The following is a 14,460-nucleotide window of genomic DNA, read 5'->3' on the forward strand; positions in this document are numbered from 1 at the left end:
AAACGCATCAAGATGGTGATTTAAAATAGATCATCATCTGATTTGTTTTTTAATTTTTTCATGATGAAGTGATTTGTCTTTATGCAAAATTCTATCCGTATTGGTATTGCTGGTTATGGCAATTTAGGTCGTGGTGTTGAAACGGCTATCCAGAAAAACCCAGATTTACAATTGGTGGGTATTTTTACTCGTCGTGCACCTGAAGCGGTTTCGCCTTGTTTTGCTGAAACACAAATGTTTCACGTAGATTCATTGTCAGATTTCCAAGACAAAATTGATGTGCTTATTTTATGTGGTGGTTCAAAAGACGATTTACCACAGCAAGGCCCTGTATTGGCTAGCCAGTTCAATATTGTCGATAGTTTTGATACCCATGCGCGTATTCCTGAATATTATGCTGCTGTAGATGCACCAGCTACAGCTAATCAGAAAACTGCCATGATTTCTATTGGTTGGGATCCTGGTATGTTCTCCATCAACCGCTTATTTGGTGAAGCATTGTTGCCAGATGGCGAAACGTATACCTTTTGGGGTAAGGGTTTAAGTCAGGGACATTCAGATGCAATTCGTCGTGTGGATGGCGTTAAAGCGGGCGTGCAATACACCATTCCTTCAACTGAAGCGATGGAAAAAGTACGTAGTGGTTCGCGCCCTGAATTAAGTACCAAAGACAAACATACCCGTGAGTGTTATGTGGTACTTGAAGATGGTGCAGATGCAGCAGCTGTGGAACAAGCAATTGTAACCATGCCTGATTACTTTGCAGATTATGACACCACGGTTAACTTTATTGATGAAGCGACTTTAGCTAAAGATCACCAACGTATGCCGCATGGTGGCTTTGTGATTCGCAGTGGTAACACCAGTGATGAACACAAGCAAGTGCTTGAGTTTTCTTTAAAACTAGAGAGTAACCCCGAGTTTACTGCAAGTGTTCTCGTCGCTTATGCACGTGCTTGCTACCGTTTAAACCAAATGCAGCAGTATGGTGCTAAAACCGCTTTTGATGTTGCACCAGGCTTACTTTCAATGAAATCGCCAGAGCAATTGCGTAAAGAAATACTCTAAATTTGCCCTAGGGGTTAAAAGCAAAAAAGGACTCAATTGAGTCCTTTTTTGTGGCTGAAATGTTTAGGCGAAGATGTTGCTGTTTTTACTCAAAGGGCAAATATTTACCGTCTTTGCTTTCATTCGCTTAGGTGAAAAGCACTAATCCTTTAGTGCGCCTCATCCCAGTTATTGCCTTTACCTACTTCTACCAGTAATGGCACAGAAATTTCCACCACAGATTGCATGACTTGCGCCAACTGTGGTGCAAGTTCATCGGCAGCATCCGCATCGACTTCAAATACCAATTCATCGTGTACTTGCAATAACATTTTGGCCTGTGCCTGAGGCAACATTTTATCGACTTCAATCATCGCCATTTTAATAATGTCAGCAGCAGAACCTTGCAGTGGTGCATTAATGGCCGCACGTTCAGCCGCTTTACGTACCATCATATTCCGTGCATCAATATCTGGTGTGTACAGGCGACGCCCTAAAATGGTTTCTACAAAACCTTGTTCAAGTGCAACTTGGCGGGTACGTTGCATATATTCATAAATGCCCGGATAGCGCTGGAAGTATTGTTTGATGTAGTTTTGTGATTCTTCACGAGTAAAACCTAGCTGACGAATCAAGCCAAATTCAGACATACCATAAAGTAAGCCGAAGTTTACGGCTTTGGCCTGACGACGCTGGTCTGAAGTCACATCTTCCAAAGCAATACCCAAAACTTCTGCAGCAGTACGACGGTGTACGTCTTGCCCGTGATTAAAAGCATCAAGCAGGGCATCATCTTGTGAAAAATGAGCCATCAAACGTAATTCAATTTGTGAGTAGTCGGCTGCCAACAGCACACGGCCTTCAGGTGCAACAAAGGCTTTACGAATTTGGCGGCCAATTTCAGTACGAATAGGAATGTTTTGTAGGTTTGGATCGGTGGAAGATAAGCGTCCCGTTGCGGTCAAGGCTTGGTGATAACTGGTATGCACCCGATGCGTATCCTTATTTGCCTGTTTCAGCAAACCATCGGTATAGGTGCTTTTTAGCTTAGATAAGCCACGGTAGTCTAAAATTAAGCCACTGATCGGATGTTCAATTTTTTCCAGAACACTTTCACTGGTGCTGTATTGACCTGTGGCCGTTTTCTTGCCGCCTTTAAGCCCAAGCTTATCAAACAGAATTTCACCCACTTGTTTAGGTGAGCTGACGTTAAAGTTTTCACCAGCCAACTTTACAATTTGATTTTCCAAATCTTGCATGGTTTGGGCAAAATCGACACCTAATTGATCTAAAAATTTCAGGTCAAGTTGAATGCCGTTTTCTTCCATACAGGTCAGCACACGAGCCACAGGCATTTCAATGTTGTGCAAAATATTGACCAATTCAGGATGTTTTTGTAGCTTCGCAGACAGCACTTCATATAAACGATAAGTGACATGCGCATCTTCTGCAGCGTAGTGTGCAGCCGTTTCAATTTCAATTTGATTGAAGGTTTTTTGTTTAACGCCTTTGCCTGCAATTTGCTCATACGATGTAGTCAGGTGACTTAAATATAAACGTGCCACATCATCCATGCCGTGTCGAGTTGCAATTGAGTTGAGCACATAAGATGCCAGCATGGTATCGAAATACCAACCTTGTAAATGAATACCATGATTTTCAAGCACATGCGCATCATATTTTAAATGGTGCCCAATTTTCTCGACCGCATTATTTTCTAAAATAGGTTTGATTTGCGCCAAGATTTGATCACGGTTGAGCTGCTGTGGTGCGCCTACATAATCATGTGCTAAAGGCACGTAATAGGCATCTTTTGCATCAAACGCCACAGAAAAACCAACAATTTCCGCAACTCGATAATCTAGACTGGTGGTTTCCGTATCAAATGCGAAACGCTGTGCCGTATTCAGACGTTGCAGTAAGGCATCCCAGTGCTGTGCATCTAAAATGGTGTGATAGCTTGCAGAACCCAGTTGATCATCTACGCTACTTTGAGTGGCCTGATCTTCTGTCGCAATTTCACTGGTTGTCGGTGGTGTCACTGTTTTTGCCGCTTGCTGATAATTACGGTTGTTTGGATTATTTGGATGATCCAGCGATTGCAGCTGATTACGGAACTCAAGTTCGGTATATAAATTACGTAAGGCTTCGACATCTGGTTCTTGTAGTTTTAGCTCAGAATAACCAAAGTCCAAGTCCAAATCACAAACGATACTGGCCAGTTGATGGTCTAATGCGATGCCATCTGCGTTATCTTTAATATTTTGTCCAACTTTGCCTTTAATATTGTCGGCATTTTCTAAAATAGCACCAATGGAGCCGTATTCGGTCAGCAATTTGGCTGCAGTTTTGGCACCAATACCAGGTACGCCCATAATGCCATCCGAGGCATCGCCCATTAGGGTCAGGTAATCAATAATTTGATGAGGCCATACTCCAAACTTGTCAAACACCGCCTGAACATCCATCGGCTTTTCTTTGAAGCTGTCTTCAAGGGTGACTTTTTCAGTCACCAATTGCGCCATGTCTTTATCGCCAGTAGAAATCAGTACTTGCTGTCCTTCGGCCTCTGCACGTTTGGCCAGTGTGCCAATAATGTCATCGGCTTCAGCGCCAGGCAGCATAAATAACGGAATACCCAAGGCACGAATTAAGGCATGTAAGTATGGAATTTGCTGAGATAGCTCTTCAGGCATACTTGGGCGGTCACCTTTATAGATAGGTGATAATTCATGGCGAAAAGTTGGTTCAGGCGTATCAAAAATAACAGCCATGTGGGTTGGCTGGGTGCGACGCATGAGTTTTTGAATCGCAGAGATTGCTCCACGAATTGCATTGGTATGTAAACCAGTTGACGTGGTTAATGGTGGTAGTGCGTGAAAGGCACGAAATAGAAAATATGAGCCATCGACCAAGACAAATGGTGGCATGGATTGATTCCTTCTGCAAATAAGCAGTTTATTGTACGTGATTTTTGCAGTTGTCGCAGAAACTGATTTTTAGTGCAAGTGGACAAGCGGTCGAAGCGGTTACTGAATTGCTGATGAATCCTGATTCAGAATCAGGCTGGCTGTTGTATGATCAGAGCCAAGAGAAAATATAAGCACAATGAAGAGCAATGCAGACAAGGCAGAGTGAAATTCGAATCATTTGGTTCATGGTATTGATGGTTGTTGCAATGGGTGCATGGTGGTTGGATGTACCCATGCTGAGTTATGTGTGCGCGATTGCGGCGGGTATGAGTATCATGCTGTATGGTGGGCGCGTGCAACAAGCCTTGGAATACAACATAGATGCACGAACTATGCGCTATGTACCTACTTCAAAAGTGCCGATGTATTTGGCAGCAATGATTGCCATGCTGGGTATGTTGCTGGATTGGTATTTGATTGTGTCGCTTGCTGTGGGTGCATGGATTTTTCTGTTGTTGCGTTGGCTTTCTCGTTTGGAGCAGGCAGTTTATCAAATTCAGCAACGGCAGCAAACAAGTGCATCTCAAACAGAGGTGTCTACTACAAATACATCAGCACCGTATGTAACCACTACAGATGTAGCAGCAACTGTTACCCTTCAAAATGCTATACCTGAAAGGAAATACACGCCAGAAGATGACATTGCTGAATCGAGAATTGATTTAGCACAGACTGGGGCAGACAATTCTTCTGAGTTATCGACTCAGTCAGTTCCATCTCAAGCTATTTTGGCAACTCAAGCAGAACAGTATTTTGTTGAAAGTCATGCTGTAAATCAAGATTTCATTCATCCACCTGCGCAGACATCATCACAAACACGGACATCTCATCCTAGTTTACTCGAGCAGGCGCAAACATGGTTATTGCACGGCAATCCTGTCTTGAAAGTCGCCATTGTCGTATTGTTAATAGGTGTGGTGTTGCTGCTACGCTTTGCCACCGAACATTGGCAATTTAGTTTGGCAGTCAAACTCATGTTTGTTGCAGCTGTAAGTGCTGCGGTGACTGTATTGGGTTATTTGCTACGTGCAAAAAATCGGAGCTTTGCTTTAGGGGTGCAAGGTTTAGGTTTGGCAGGGCTGTGTCTGACCTTGTTTTTTGCCTATTACAATTTGGTCATTCCCAATTTAGCGATAGCCAGTGTGTGTTTTATCGCTGTAATGTTGCTCACACTTTGGCTGAGTTTGAAACAACAGTCCATCGAACTGGCATTAATGGCAATGTTGATTGCTTATTTTGCGCCCTTTACCTTACCTGTTCGCAATGCTACAGCCATTGAATTGATTGCCTATTATTTAGGGATTAACGTCGCGGTAGCAATTTTAAGCAGTGTGCGCCCTTGGAAATACCTGAATCAGGTTGCATTTTTAATGACGGCTATCGTGGGTGGTGGCTATGCCTTTTATCATGGATATGTGTTTGAACGTCAGGTTTTAAGTGCTTTATTGTTGGCACATGCGGCAATTTTTATTTGGCTCGGTTTTCGCTTTAGTCAACTCTTGGCACAGGATGATGTCGCCACTTTCCAATTCAAACCTATTTTGGACCTTGCCCTGATTTTTGGTGCACCTATTGTCGCCTACGCCTATTTATATGTGATGTATTTTGAAGAAACTCGATGGCAAGCGGCTTTTAGTCTGGTCTTTGCTGTGGTTTTTGCAGCCTTATATACGCTGACCCGACAGCGTTCACAAACCAAGTTTATTGCACAGAGTTATTTTAGTCTGATGCTGATTTTCAGTTTGCTGATACCGCCTATTTTATTGCCTGAGCAATGGAGCGTGATTGGGTGGGCACTGCAAGGTGTGGCAGTTTTTGCTTTTGCTTTAATTAAAGTCTCTTCAATCAGTCGTTATTTGGCTTTAGGTTTGTTCGCTGTTGCAGGGCTATCAGGACTGTATTACTTGGTGGAGCTGCCATATTTTGAACCCAGTATTTACTGGGTGCTTAGTCTGAGTTATGCCGCTGTGGTATTAATGGCCAACAGCAAAGCAGATTTTCGAGAACAACTCAGCACAGGTACGATCAGCATATTTTGTTTCATGCTGCTGTCTGCCAGCAGTCTGTGGTTGTGGTTAGGTCTAGATAGCTTAGCTGGCGAATATGCCATGGTTTGGACGCTGCTGGCAATCGTCACAGCCTATGTATGTATGAATGAAGTCATACTTTCACGACAGGCCACGTGGTCTTGGCTACTGCCAAAGTGGTTGGGACTCACTCCAGTCATGTTCGCTGCTTTATCTTTAGTGATCAGCCGTGATTATGATGGGGCAATCCAATGGGTATCAGGCACAGAGCGAATGCTATTTGCACTATTTGCACTTTTACTCAGTGTTTTGTGGTTACGCCCTTTATGGACGGTACGCACCGATAAAGTCTGGGTGAGTTTAGGGCTGATTCCTGCCTTAGCACTGGCAAGTTTAACGCTGTTACCTGAGCATCCTTATAGCAGTGTGGTGATTTTACCGCTGATATTTGCAGCATGGTGCTGGTGGCAAAAGCCAGAGTCAGACTGGCGTATGTTCTGGTATGCGCGCAGTAACTTGGTCTTAATGCTATTTTGGATGTTGTGTTCACAACTGCTCAATGAGCAGGCATTTTATGGCTATGTTTTGCCAATTTTGAATCCATTTGATCTGGTCAGTATCGCCATGTTGGTGGCTATTTTATGGATGCTGAATTTACAGCGGAAAACTGATTTAGATCAGGGCTTAGCTGCGGTGATTATGGTTGTCAGTCTGCTATGGTTAAGCAGTTATGTTCTTTTGCGTGCCTTGCATTTGTATTTAGGTACGCCAATCAACGAGATTGCCGTTTGGCAAGATGCCACCGTACAGTTAAGCCTGACTGTACTTTGGGTCAGTTTGGCATGTATTGCAATGTGGATTGCCAGTTTCAAGCAATTACGTGCCTTATGGATTCTAGGTAGCAGTATTTTGGTGATGGTGACCTTGAAACTGGTACTTTTGGATTTATCCAATATTGGCACTCTTATGCGGGTACTCTCATTCTTTGCGGCAGGACTGGGTATGCTGCTGATTGCCTATATTGCTCCAATTCCTGAACCTGATCTTGCTAAAAACAACAGTTCGCCATCTTCTAAAACTTAAGATGGCGCTCAGGTTGTATTTATGACGAAGTGGGTGTGATTCAAAACGATTACTTTAAGTCAGGTTCTCGTTTGAGTTCTTTAGCATTGGCGTACTGATCAAGTTCGTCATTGCTCAAGGGGCGTGATAATGGATGATCAACAAAACCCATTTTTGGTACAGGAATTTCAATGCAATTGTCCAAGAAACCATTACGAATACGTTCTTGCATTTCATCACGTACTTTTAAGAAGTTTTCTTGCTGACACCACACTGCAAATAACAATTCAATTGAAGACTCTCGGAAAGCTGTAACCGTCACTGCTGGTTTTGGGTCAGATAAAACTAGCGGATATTGATTGGCGACACTCAGCAAGACTTCACGTACTTTAATAATATCTTCATGGAAATTAATGGCGAGCGTAATTGGAACACGCCGTATTGGAAATTTGGACAGGTTATGTACAGGGGCACGAATTAATTGTTCATTGGGCAAACGCACATAAATATTGTCTTGGGTCAGTAATTTCACTGAAAGCAAGTCAATTGAAATCACTTCACCCTCAATGGTATGCCCACGAATCAGGGTAATTTGAATGGTATCACCCACCTCAAAAGAGCCTTCACCAATCAGGAACATACCACTAATTAAGTTAGAGGCTGATGTTTGGGATGCAAAACCAAGTGCTACCGTTAAAATACCTGCTGCGCCCAAGAAAACACTTAGCTTAAAGCCTGCCTCCTTAAGGCTAGCCATCACAAACAGCAGAAAAATAAAATAGAAAATTCCGCGTCGCCAGACCAGGCGTTGATGTGCATTAAAACGCGCACCGATGGTACGTACAAAGGTATTGGAAACAAAACGTGCAATTAAAAAACCAATGAGTGACAGTACCACTGCTACCAAAATTTCGGTCAAGCGATCTGTATTGACACTGGTAAATATCCCTTTGAGGCTGTTGGTGATTTCTTTGGAAATATTGGAATCTGCCATGACATCCTCTTAGAAAAATGACTCAAACATATTAAACAACGCACCTGCCGTTTCACGTGGTGGCTGTAAATAGGTGACTTCACCTGCATGTGGTGGTGTGCGGTTTTCAATCCGAATCCGTGGCGGGCGGTCTAAACCTTCATGCATGACTCTAATTTGTGAAGTCCATAAACGGCCTGTACTTTCACTAAAAAATAAAGGCAGCGCAGGTACAGGTACACTCATACGGTCAAAGCGCAATTGCTGATTACTGGTATTGTGAAATTCAATTGGAGTCACTGCACGAAAGGCACGTGGTTTGAGTTGATGTAATTCAGTACGACCATCCACCGCCGTGGCATAGCAAATTTCACCCGTACGATGATTCGGGCCAAACCAAGTGTCTTTGGGGCGAATAATAGGCAGGTCAAAAATGGGTTCACGTTGACCATCTACAAATCCTGCCATCCAAAGTGGCGTGCTGATATACAGTGTACCGCGTTGCCCTGCAGGAATATAAATTGGATCGACAGGTTTAATCACCACAGAGCGGTCTGCTAAACGTGGCATCAGTTGTAATTTGCTCTGTGTCGATTTGAACATATAGCGTTCAACTTTCACAGGTTGTGGAAAAGCAAATTCAGGATCATCAATCGTGTGCCATTGCTGTTCATAATCATATTGAATTTGCGGACGATAGTATTCCAAACGCCATTCTTGCATGCCGCGGGTTAAACGCAATAACAATGAACCAAATTGCCATGCTTTAGGACGATTAAGCTCAAACTCATAGTCACCCCACCATTTTAATTTGGATGAATCGAGTTCCGAAATCTCATGATTTTGTGACAATGGCCTATCCCTTTGTTGATAAATCAGTGAAAAACAGACTTCACGCTGTCATACGCTTAGAGTACACTCAAATTAAATTTTTTCATCATTATTATAATCGCTGATGCAAGTACTGAAACAATTACAAATACCGTATAGCTTTGCCAAACGGCATGGGGTACTGATTCGTTATGAAGGCGATCATGCCTTTATTGTACGTCGTGAAAATACTCCTATGCTTGCGATTCAAGAAGCACGTCGTTTTTTGGGGCATCCTGCGCAGCATCAACTTTGTAGCGATCAAGAGTTTCATCAATTATTAAGCAGCAGTTTTGCAGGCGATACTGGTGAATCTCAGCAAGTCGCGGCAGGGCTGGAAGATCATCCTGATTTACTCAGTTTGGCAGACTCTGTACCTGAAGCAGAAGACTTAATGGATCAGGAAGATGATGCACCCATTGTGCGTTTAATCAATGCCTTGTTGTCTGAAGCGATTCGGGTTGGTGCATCCGATATTCATATTGAATCATTTGAAAAGAAACTGTCGGTGCGTTTACGGGTTGATGGTCAGCTACGTGAAATTGTACAGCCTCGTCGTGAATTGGCGCCGTTGTTGGTGTCACGTATTAAAGTCATGGCCAAGCTCGATATTGCTGAAAAACGTATCCCGCAAGATGGTCGTATTTCGCTTAGATTGGCAGGTCGTGAGGTGGATGTACGTGTTTCAACACTGCCATCTTCACATGGTGAGCGAGTGGTGATGCGTTTGCTGGATAAGCAGGCAGGTCGTTTGAACATGACCCATCTAGGGCTTATGCAAAATGACTATGAACGTCTAAAACAATTGGTGCATCGTCCACACGGGATTATTTTGGTCACAGGGCCTACGGGTTCGGGTAAAACCACGACTTTGTATGCTGCATTGTCAGACTTGAATGATGGCTCTAAAAATATTTTGACCGCAGAAGACCCAATTGAATATCAGTTGGAAGGGATTGGGCAAACACAGGTCAACACCAAAGTGGATATGACCTTTGCACGTGCTTTAAAAGCGATGCTGCGTCAAGACCCAGACGTGGTGATGGTGGGGGAGATTCGTGATTTAGAAACTGCCGAAATTGCGGTGCAGGCGTCTTTAACAGGTCACTTGGTGCTATCTACATTGCATACCAATACTGCCATTGGTGCGGTTACCCGTTTAAAAGATATGGGAATTGAGCCTTTCTTGCTGTCCAGCTCCCTAATTGGCGTAATTGCACAGCGTTTGGTGCGTACCTTATGTTCACAATGTGCCACGTGGCATGACGCAGATGACTTTGAAAAAGAACTGTTTAAAAATGTGACAGATGCGACCGATTTAAAACTGCCGCAACCGAAAGGTTGTGATCATTGTTCACATATCGGTTTTACAGGGCGTACCGCCATTTATGAAATTGTGCCTGTAGATGAAGCGATGCGTCGTTTGATTCATGGCAATGCCGCAGAATATGAACTAGAAGATTATGCAAGAAAGCAGTCTGGCTCAATTCGTGAAGATGGTTTGCGCAAAGTTTTGGCAGGTAAAACTACCTTGGAAGAAGTCTTGCGTGTGACCAATGAGGCAGCTGAATAAGTTAGGCGATGACAGATCATTAAATGCTGATCTATAAAAAGACTTAAGGATGTTGAGGCATATAATCTAAAATAAAAAAGGTTGATCACAAAAAATGATCAACTTTTTTTATGGGTATTATTTTATGAAATCAAAATATTAAAATTGCAACAAACGACGATGCTGCATTAAGGGCATAGATTCACGGACTTTACTTTGTTCTGCTAAATCAAAGGGTACAGTAATCAGTTGAGCGCCTTCATTTTCCACAATTGCCAATAGTTGCCCACGTGAATTGGCTGCACCTGAATGCCCCCAGGTTTGGCGTTTTTCACCATGCCAACCTTGTTGTGCTGCACCCAGTACTTGACACTGACTGTCCATGCCACGTGCCTGCAACAACAATTGCCAATGCATTTGGCCTGTAGTGTAAGTAAAGGCTGAGGGTGCTGTTAAAATATTTGCACCTTGAGCACGTAAAGTTAAAGCCAATTCAGGAAAGCGCAAGTCATAACACACCATCAAGCCAATATTGCCAAAAGGTGTTTTTGCAACTACCGTTTCAGAGCCAGGTTCAAAAAATTTAGATTCCTGATAACCACCAACAGAGTCACCCACTTGCACATCAAACAAATGAATTTTGTCATAACGTGCTTCAGTTTTTTCAGGACTAATACATAAACTGACCGTGCGTACACGACCATCAGCAATTGTGGAGCCATCAGGGCGATAAGGGCACGGCAAAGTCCCCGCCACAATCCAGATTTGATGTTGATGTGCAAGCTGTTCTAAACGCTGTTGAATAGTTTCAAACTTTGCAGCAGTTTCACGTTGCTTGCCCGCTGCAAAGCAGACAAAATTTTCAGGAAAAACGATCAGTTCTGCACCATCGGCTTTACTTTGTTGAATCAATGTCTCAATGGTTTTGAAATTTTCTTCCAAATCGTTTTGAGAATTCATTTGTGCAACAGAAAGTAAAGTCATGGGTGCGCTCCAGTAAAGAGATCAGACATTTTGCTGGTTGTTTTCAGCACATTGATCCAGCGTATCTTGTTCTTTTTGTAGCTGTTTGACCAAAGGCTCAAACATATTTTGGTTGTTCTCATTCAGCTTCATGAGAGTTTTGTGTGCATCAAGTACGGTGGTTAGCATATTGCTATGAGTAACATGCTCTTCCACTAACTCGCGTGTGCAGACGGTTGGATCGCCACAGTAATTCAGAATCACAAACACTTGTCCTAAGCCCATGCTGTTGGCTAAGGTAGTAATGTCTGGATTGGTCGATAGCATGACGGCTTGAATTTGATGCACTTGTTTGAGTTTTAAGCCTAGTTTAGCCAATACGCCCAAAACTGTGCTGTCAATAAATGTGGTTTGAGTTAAATCTACAATTGCACCCACCACATTGGATTGCTGTTCAATTTTACTGAGTAGTTTGTCTAGACTAATACAAGATTGGGCACGCACTTCGCCAAAAAGCTTAAAGATATGCGTTCCATTCAAGCTTGCATATTCAACATGACCTGTTGACATATAAATGCCATTTGCAGAGAAGGATTAAATAATTATCCCATAGCGACTATGTAGACTCAAGTAGCTTACAGTCGTATATGCGAGGTGTAGATGTTAAGCGATTGAATAATCGTTTATTTTGTACGGCATAAACTCAAAATGGCAATGTCATCTGCCACATGGTCAGGGGCTTGGAAGGACTGATTTTGCAAATGAAAGATCAATTGCTCAAACTGTTCATTCAAGCCACCACTGTAAGGTTCAAGCGCACCATCAGAGCAAATAATAAAACGTGCCTGTTTATTTAAAACACATTCAAATTCTTCCACCTCTAAATCTTCAGTCAGCCCCAAAGGAAAGCTGCTGGTATTTAAAATTTTAGGTGCTTGATTGGGCTCAAAAATAATCGCAGGAGGATAATGCCCTGCACTGGACCAACGTAATTGGTGGGTTTCAATGTTTAAAATCCCACTAATCATGGTGATATGTTTTTCAATATTTTCTTGAACCAACATACCATTTAATTTTTTAATCAATTCACGTGGTGTTTTAGAGCGGCCATGAAACGCGGCCATCCATGACGTGAGCAGACTGCTGGTCACACCATGTCCAGAAACATCGGCCAAGTAGAACATAATTTCTTTGTCGCTGATTTTCCAATAGTCAAACCAATCCCCCGATAAATAAGCCGAAGGTTTAAACAACGTTTCAACTTGGTAATTGCAAAGCTCAATTGGATTCGGCAGTAATTTTTTTTGTAGTTCTGCAGCAGAAGGTAAGTCACGACTGTCTTGATTACGCTTATATTGCGCATCAATTTTGCGTAGGGCGTGTGGTGGGTTTTCGGGTAAACGATTCCATAACCAACCCGCTAAAGCACCTTGTTCCCAAGCCTGAACCAAGGCTGTACCTTCATCTTCAAAGGCTAAAACAATGGTGGGTAAATTCCATTGATGGGTTAAATAGTCTTGCACATCGGCAATGGCAATAATGGTTGGATCATACAAACTGATGTCATCTATGTGAATCATTTGCACACTAGGAAGTGTGTCGAGCACCTGTTCTAGATATGGAATATCACGTGTGGGTTGAATGAAATACATAGAGGCTTATGTTGACCCTGAACCTAAACAAAGCGTTACTATAACAATGCCTGAATACTCAAGGAAAGTAAAAACTCACCTTGAGTAAAATGTTTTACAAATTATTCTTTGCTTTCATCAGGCAGATTTATTTCTTCTTGATCATCAAAAAACTCTTCGGTTTCATCGTCCACGAAAGAAATACTTTCGGCATCTAGTCCTTTCTTTTCTGCAATTTCAAAGTTTTTACGTTGCAAATAAATATCACGTATTGCCGCATATTTATCGCCTTGTAAAACTTGTTCTACATCTAAAAGCTGAGAGCGTGTATCTAGACCACGCATGACTTGCTCAGACCAATATAAACGGTCATTGCCATCTAAAATATACTTTTGCGGACGAGCCTGACCATCTACTAGCGTTCCAAAACCATCACGGAAGGTGCTTGGGCCGTAAATTGGCAACATGACATAAGGCCCCGATGGCACGCCATAATAGCCTAGGGTTGTACCAAAATTTTCTTCTTCAGTGTCTAAACCTAAACGACGTGCAGGGTCAGCCATGCCTAAAGTGGTGATGGTGTTTAAGCTAAAACGTCCAAGAGTTTTAACTGCACGTAATGGACGACCTTGAATCAGTTGATTGACTGCATTCCAAGGTTCACCTAAGTTTTTACGAAATTGACGATAAGAACCGCGCACTTCTCCAGGTACTTTTTCTGTATATTGCACCGCAAGTGGACGTGCAATATTGCGGTCCAAAATGTCGTTTAAAGCATAAATTTGACGGTTCAAAGGTTGAAGTGGGTCTTTAACTTCATCGGGCTGAGCTGCATTGGCATTCACTTTTAAATCTTTGGCTTTTACATTTTTTAATTCTTTAAGCGCATCTAAACGACTGCTTTTGGTTTCAGTCGTATCTGTAACCATAACTTCAGCAGTTTCTGATTCAACTTCTTCAACTGAAGCGGTTGTTGCATGCGTAGAGGTGATGAATCCTAAAGAAAAAAGGCACACCCAAAGATATTTTTGTTGATACATAAAGAATCCTAGCGCTTAAATCTAAGTAAGCAAAAGCTGTTAAATAGCCGATGCGGATATAGTAACAGTTAATTTGAACGATGTATTAAAGCAAATTTGCTCAAAATATGTGTTAAAAAAATTAAATTGAACAAAAAAACAACGCCTGTAATGATTTTTATGAAAAAAGCCTTGCATGGCAAAATATTTGGCCTATAATGCACATCCATCGGCGGTGATGTTGATAAAAACTTGTTGAAAAACAACAGCTTGGTTGATTGATTTAAGATTAATTGAGTTTGTTTTGAGTAGATGGGTTTGAAAATAAAATCAACATTGCATGT

The 14,460-nt window shown here is 42.3% G+C and carries 11 protein-coding genes; 3 read left to right on the top strand and 8 right to left on the bottom strand.

The window, feature by feature from the left end:
- Positions 1 to 81: 81 nt before the first annotated feature.
- Complete coding sequence (locus HHA43_RS09425) at positions 82 to 1,068, top strand: diaminopimelate dehydrogenase (protein WP_168542497.1); 987 nt, start codon at positions 82 to 84, stop codon at positions 1,066 to 1,068.
- Between the two features lie 149 nt (positions 1,069 to 1,217).
- On the opposite strand, the gene polA is transcribed toward HHA43_RS09425, so the two are convergent.
- On the bottom strand, positions 1,218 to 3,977 hold the full coding sequence (gene polA, locus HHA43_RS09430) for a DNA polymerase I (protein WP_168542499.1): 2,760 nt from the start codon (positions 3,975 to 3,977) through the stop codon (positions 1,218 to 1,220).
- A gap of 227 nt (positions 3,978 to 4,204) precedes the next feature.
- On the opposite strand from polA, the gene HHA43_RS09435 reads away from it, so the two are divergent.
- Complete coding sequence (locus tag HHA43_RS09435) at positions 4,205 to 7,129, top strand: DUF2339 domain-containing protein (RefSeq protein ID WP_228284173.1); 2,925 nt, start codon at positions 4,205 to 4,207, stop codon at positions 7,127 to 7,129.
- A gap of 49 nt (positions 7,130 to 7,178) precedes the next feature.
- On the opposite strand, the gene HHA43_RS09440 is transcribed toward HHA43_RS09435, so the two are convergent.
- Together HHA43_RS09440 and HHA43_RS09445 are read right to left on the bottom strand one after the other, a co-directional pair.
- Positions 7,179 to 8,102 (bottom strand): mechanosensitive ion channel family protein, encoded by a 924-nt coding sequence (locus HHA43_RS09440; protein WP_168418882.1) that lies wholly within the window; start codon positions 8,100 to 8,102, stop codon positions 7,179 to 7,181.
- A 9-nt stretch (positions 8,103 to 8,111) separates the two neighbouring features.
- The gene (locus HHA43_RS09445) at positions 8,112 to 8,933 is read right to left on the bottom strand and encodes a hypothetical protein (RefSeq protein ID WP_168418883.1); all 822 of its coding nucleotides are present in this window, start codon (positions 8,931 to 8,933) and stop codon (positions 8,112 to 8,114) included.
- A gap of 103 nt (positions 8,934 to 9,036) precedes the next feature.
- On the opposite strand from HHA43_RS09445, the gene gspE reads away from it, so the two are divergent.
- On the top strand, positions 9,037 to 10,524 hold the full coding sequence (gspE, locus tag HHA43_RS09450) for a type II secretion system ATPase GspE (protein ID WP_168418884.1): 1,488 nt from the start codon (positions 9,037 to 9,039) through the stop codon (positions 10,522 to 10,524).
- Positions 10,525 to 10,662: 138 nt separating this feature from the next.
- On the opposite strand, the gene HHA43_RS09455 is transcribed toward gspE, so the two are convergent.
- The 5 genes from HHA43_RS09455 to HHA43_RS13170 form a co-directional block, all read right to left on the bottom strand.
- Complete coding sequence (locus HHA43_RS09455) at positions 10,663 to 11,487, bottom strand: carbon-nitrogen hydrolase family protein (RefSeq protein WP_168418885.1); 825 nt, start codon at positions 11,485 to 11,487, stop codon at positions 10,663 to 10,665.
- Between the two features lie 21 nt (positions 11,488 to 11,508).
- Positions 11,509 to 12,036 (bottom strand): anti-anti-sigma factor GigB, encoded by a 528-nt coding sequence (gigB, locus tag HHA43_RS09460; RefSeq protein ID WP_168418886.1) that lies wholly within the window; start codon positions 12,034 to 12,036, stop codon positions 11,509 to 11,511.
- A gap of 113 nt (positions 12,037 to 12,149) precedes the next feature.
- Positions 12,150 to 13,118: an RsbU family protein phosphatase GigA gene (gene gigA / locus HHA43_RS09465; RefSeq protein WP_168542503.1), complete on the bottom strand. Its 969-nt coding sequence runs from the start codon at positions 13,116 to 13,118 to the stop codon at positions 12,150 to 12,152.
- 101 nt (positions 13,119 to 13,219) lie between these two features.
- Positions 13,220 to 14,137 carry a VacJ family lipoprotein gene (locus tag HHA43_RS09470; RefSeq protein ID WP_168542505.1) on the bottom strand — a complete coding sequence of 306 codons (918 nt, stop codon included), beginning with the start codon at positions 14,135 to 14,137 and terminating at the stop codon, positions 13,220 to 13,222.
- A gap of 68 nt (positions 14,138 to 14,205) precedes the next feature.
- Positions 14,206 to 14,460 (bottom strand): hypothetical protein (locus tag HHA43_RS13170; protein ID WP_216076200.1); only part of this gene is annotated, 255 nt, incomplete at its 5' end.

It is taken from the genome of Acinetobacter sp. A2, from assembly GCF_012371325.1.
Taxonomy (GTDB): Bacteria; Pseudomonadota; Gammaproteobacteria; order Pseudomonadales; family Moraxellaceae; genus Acinetobacter.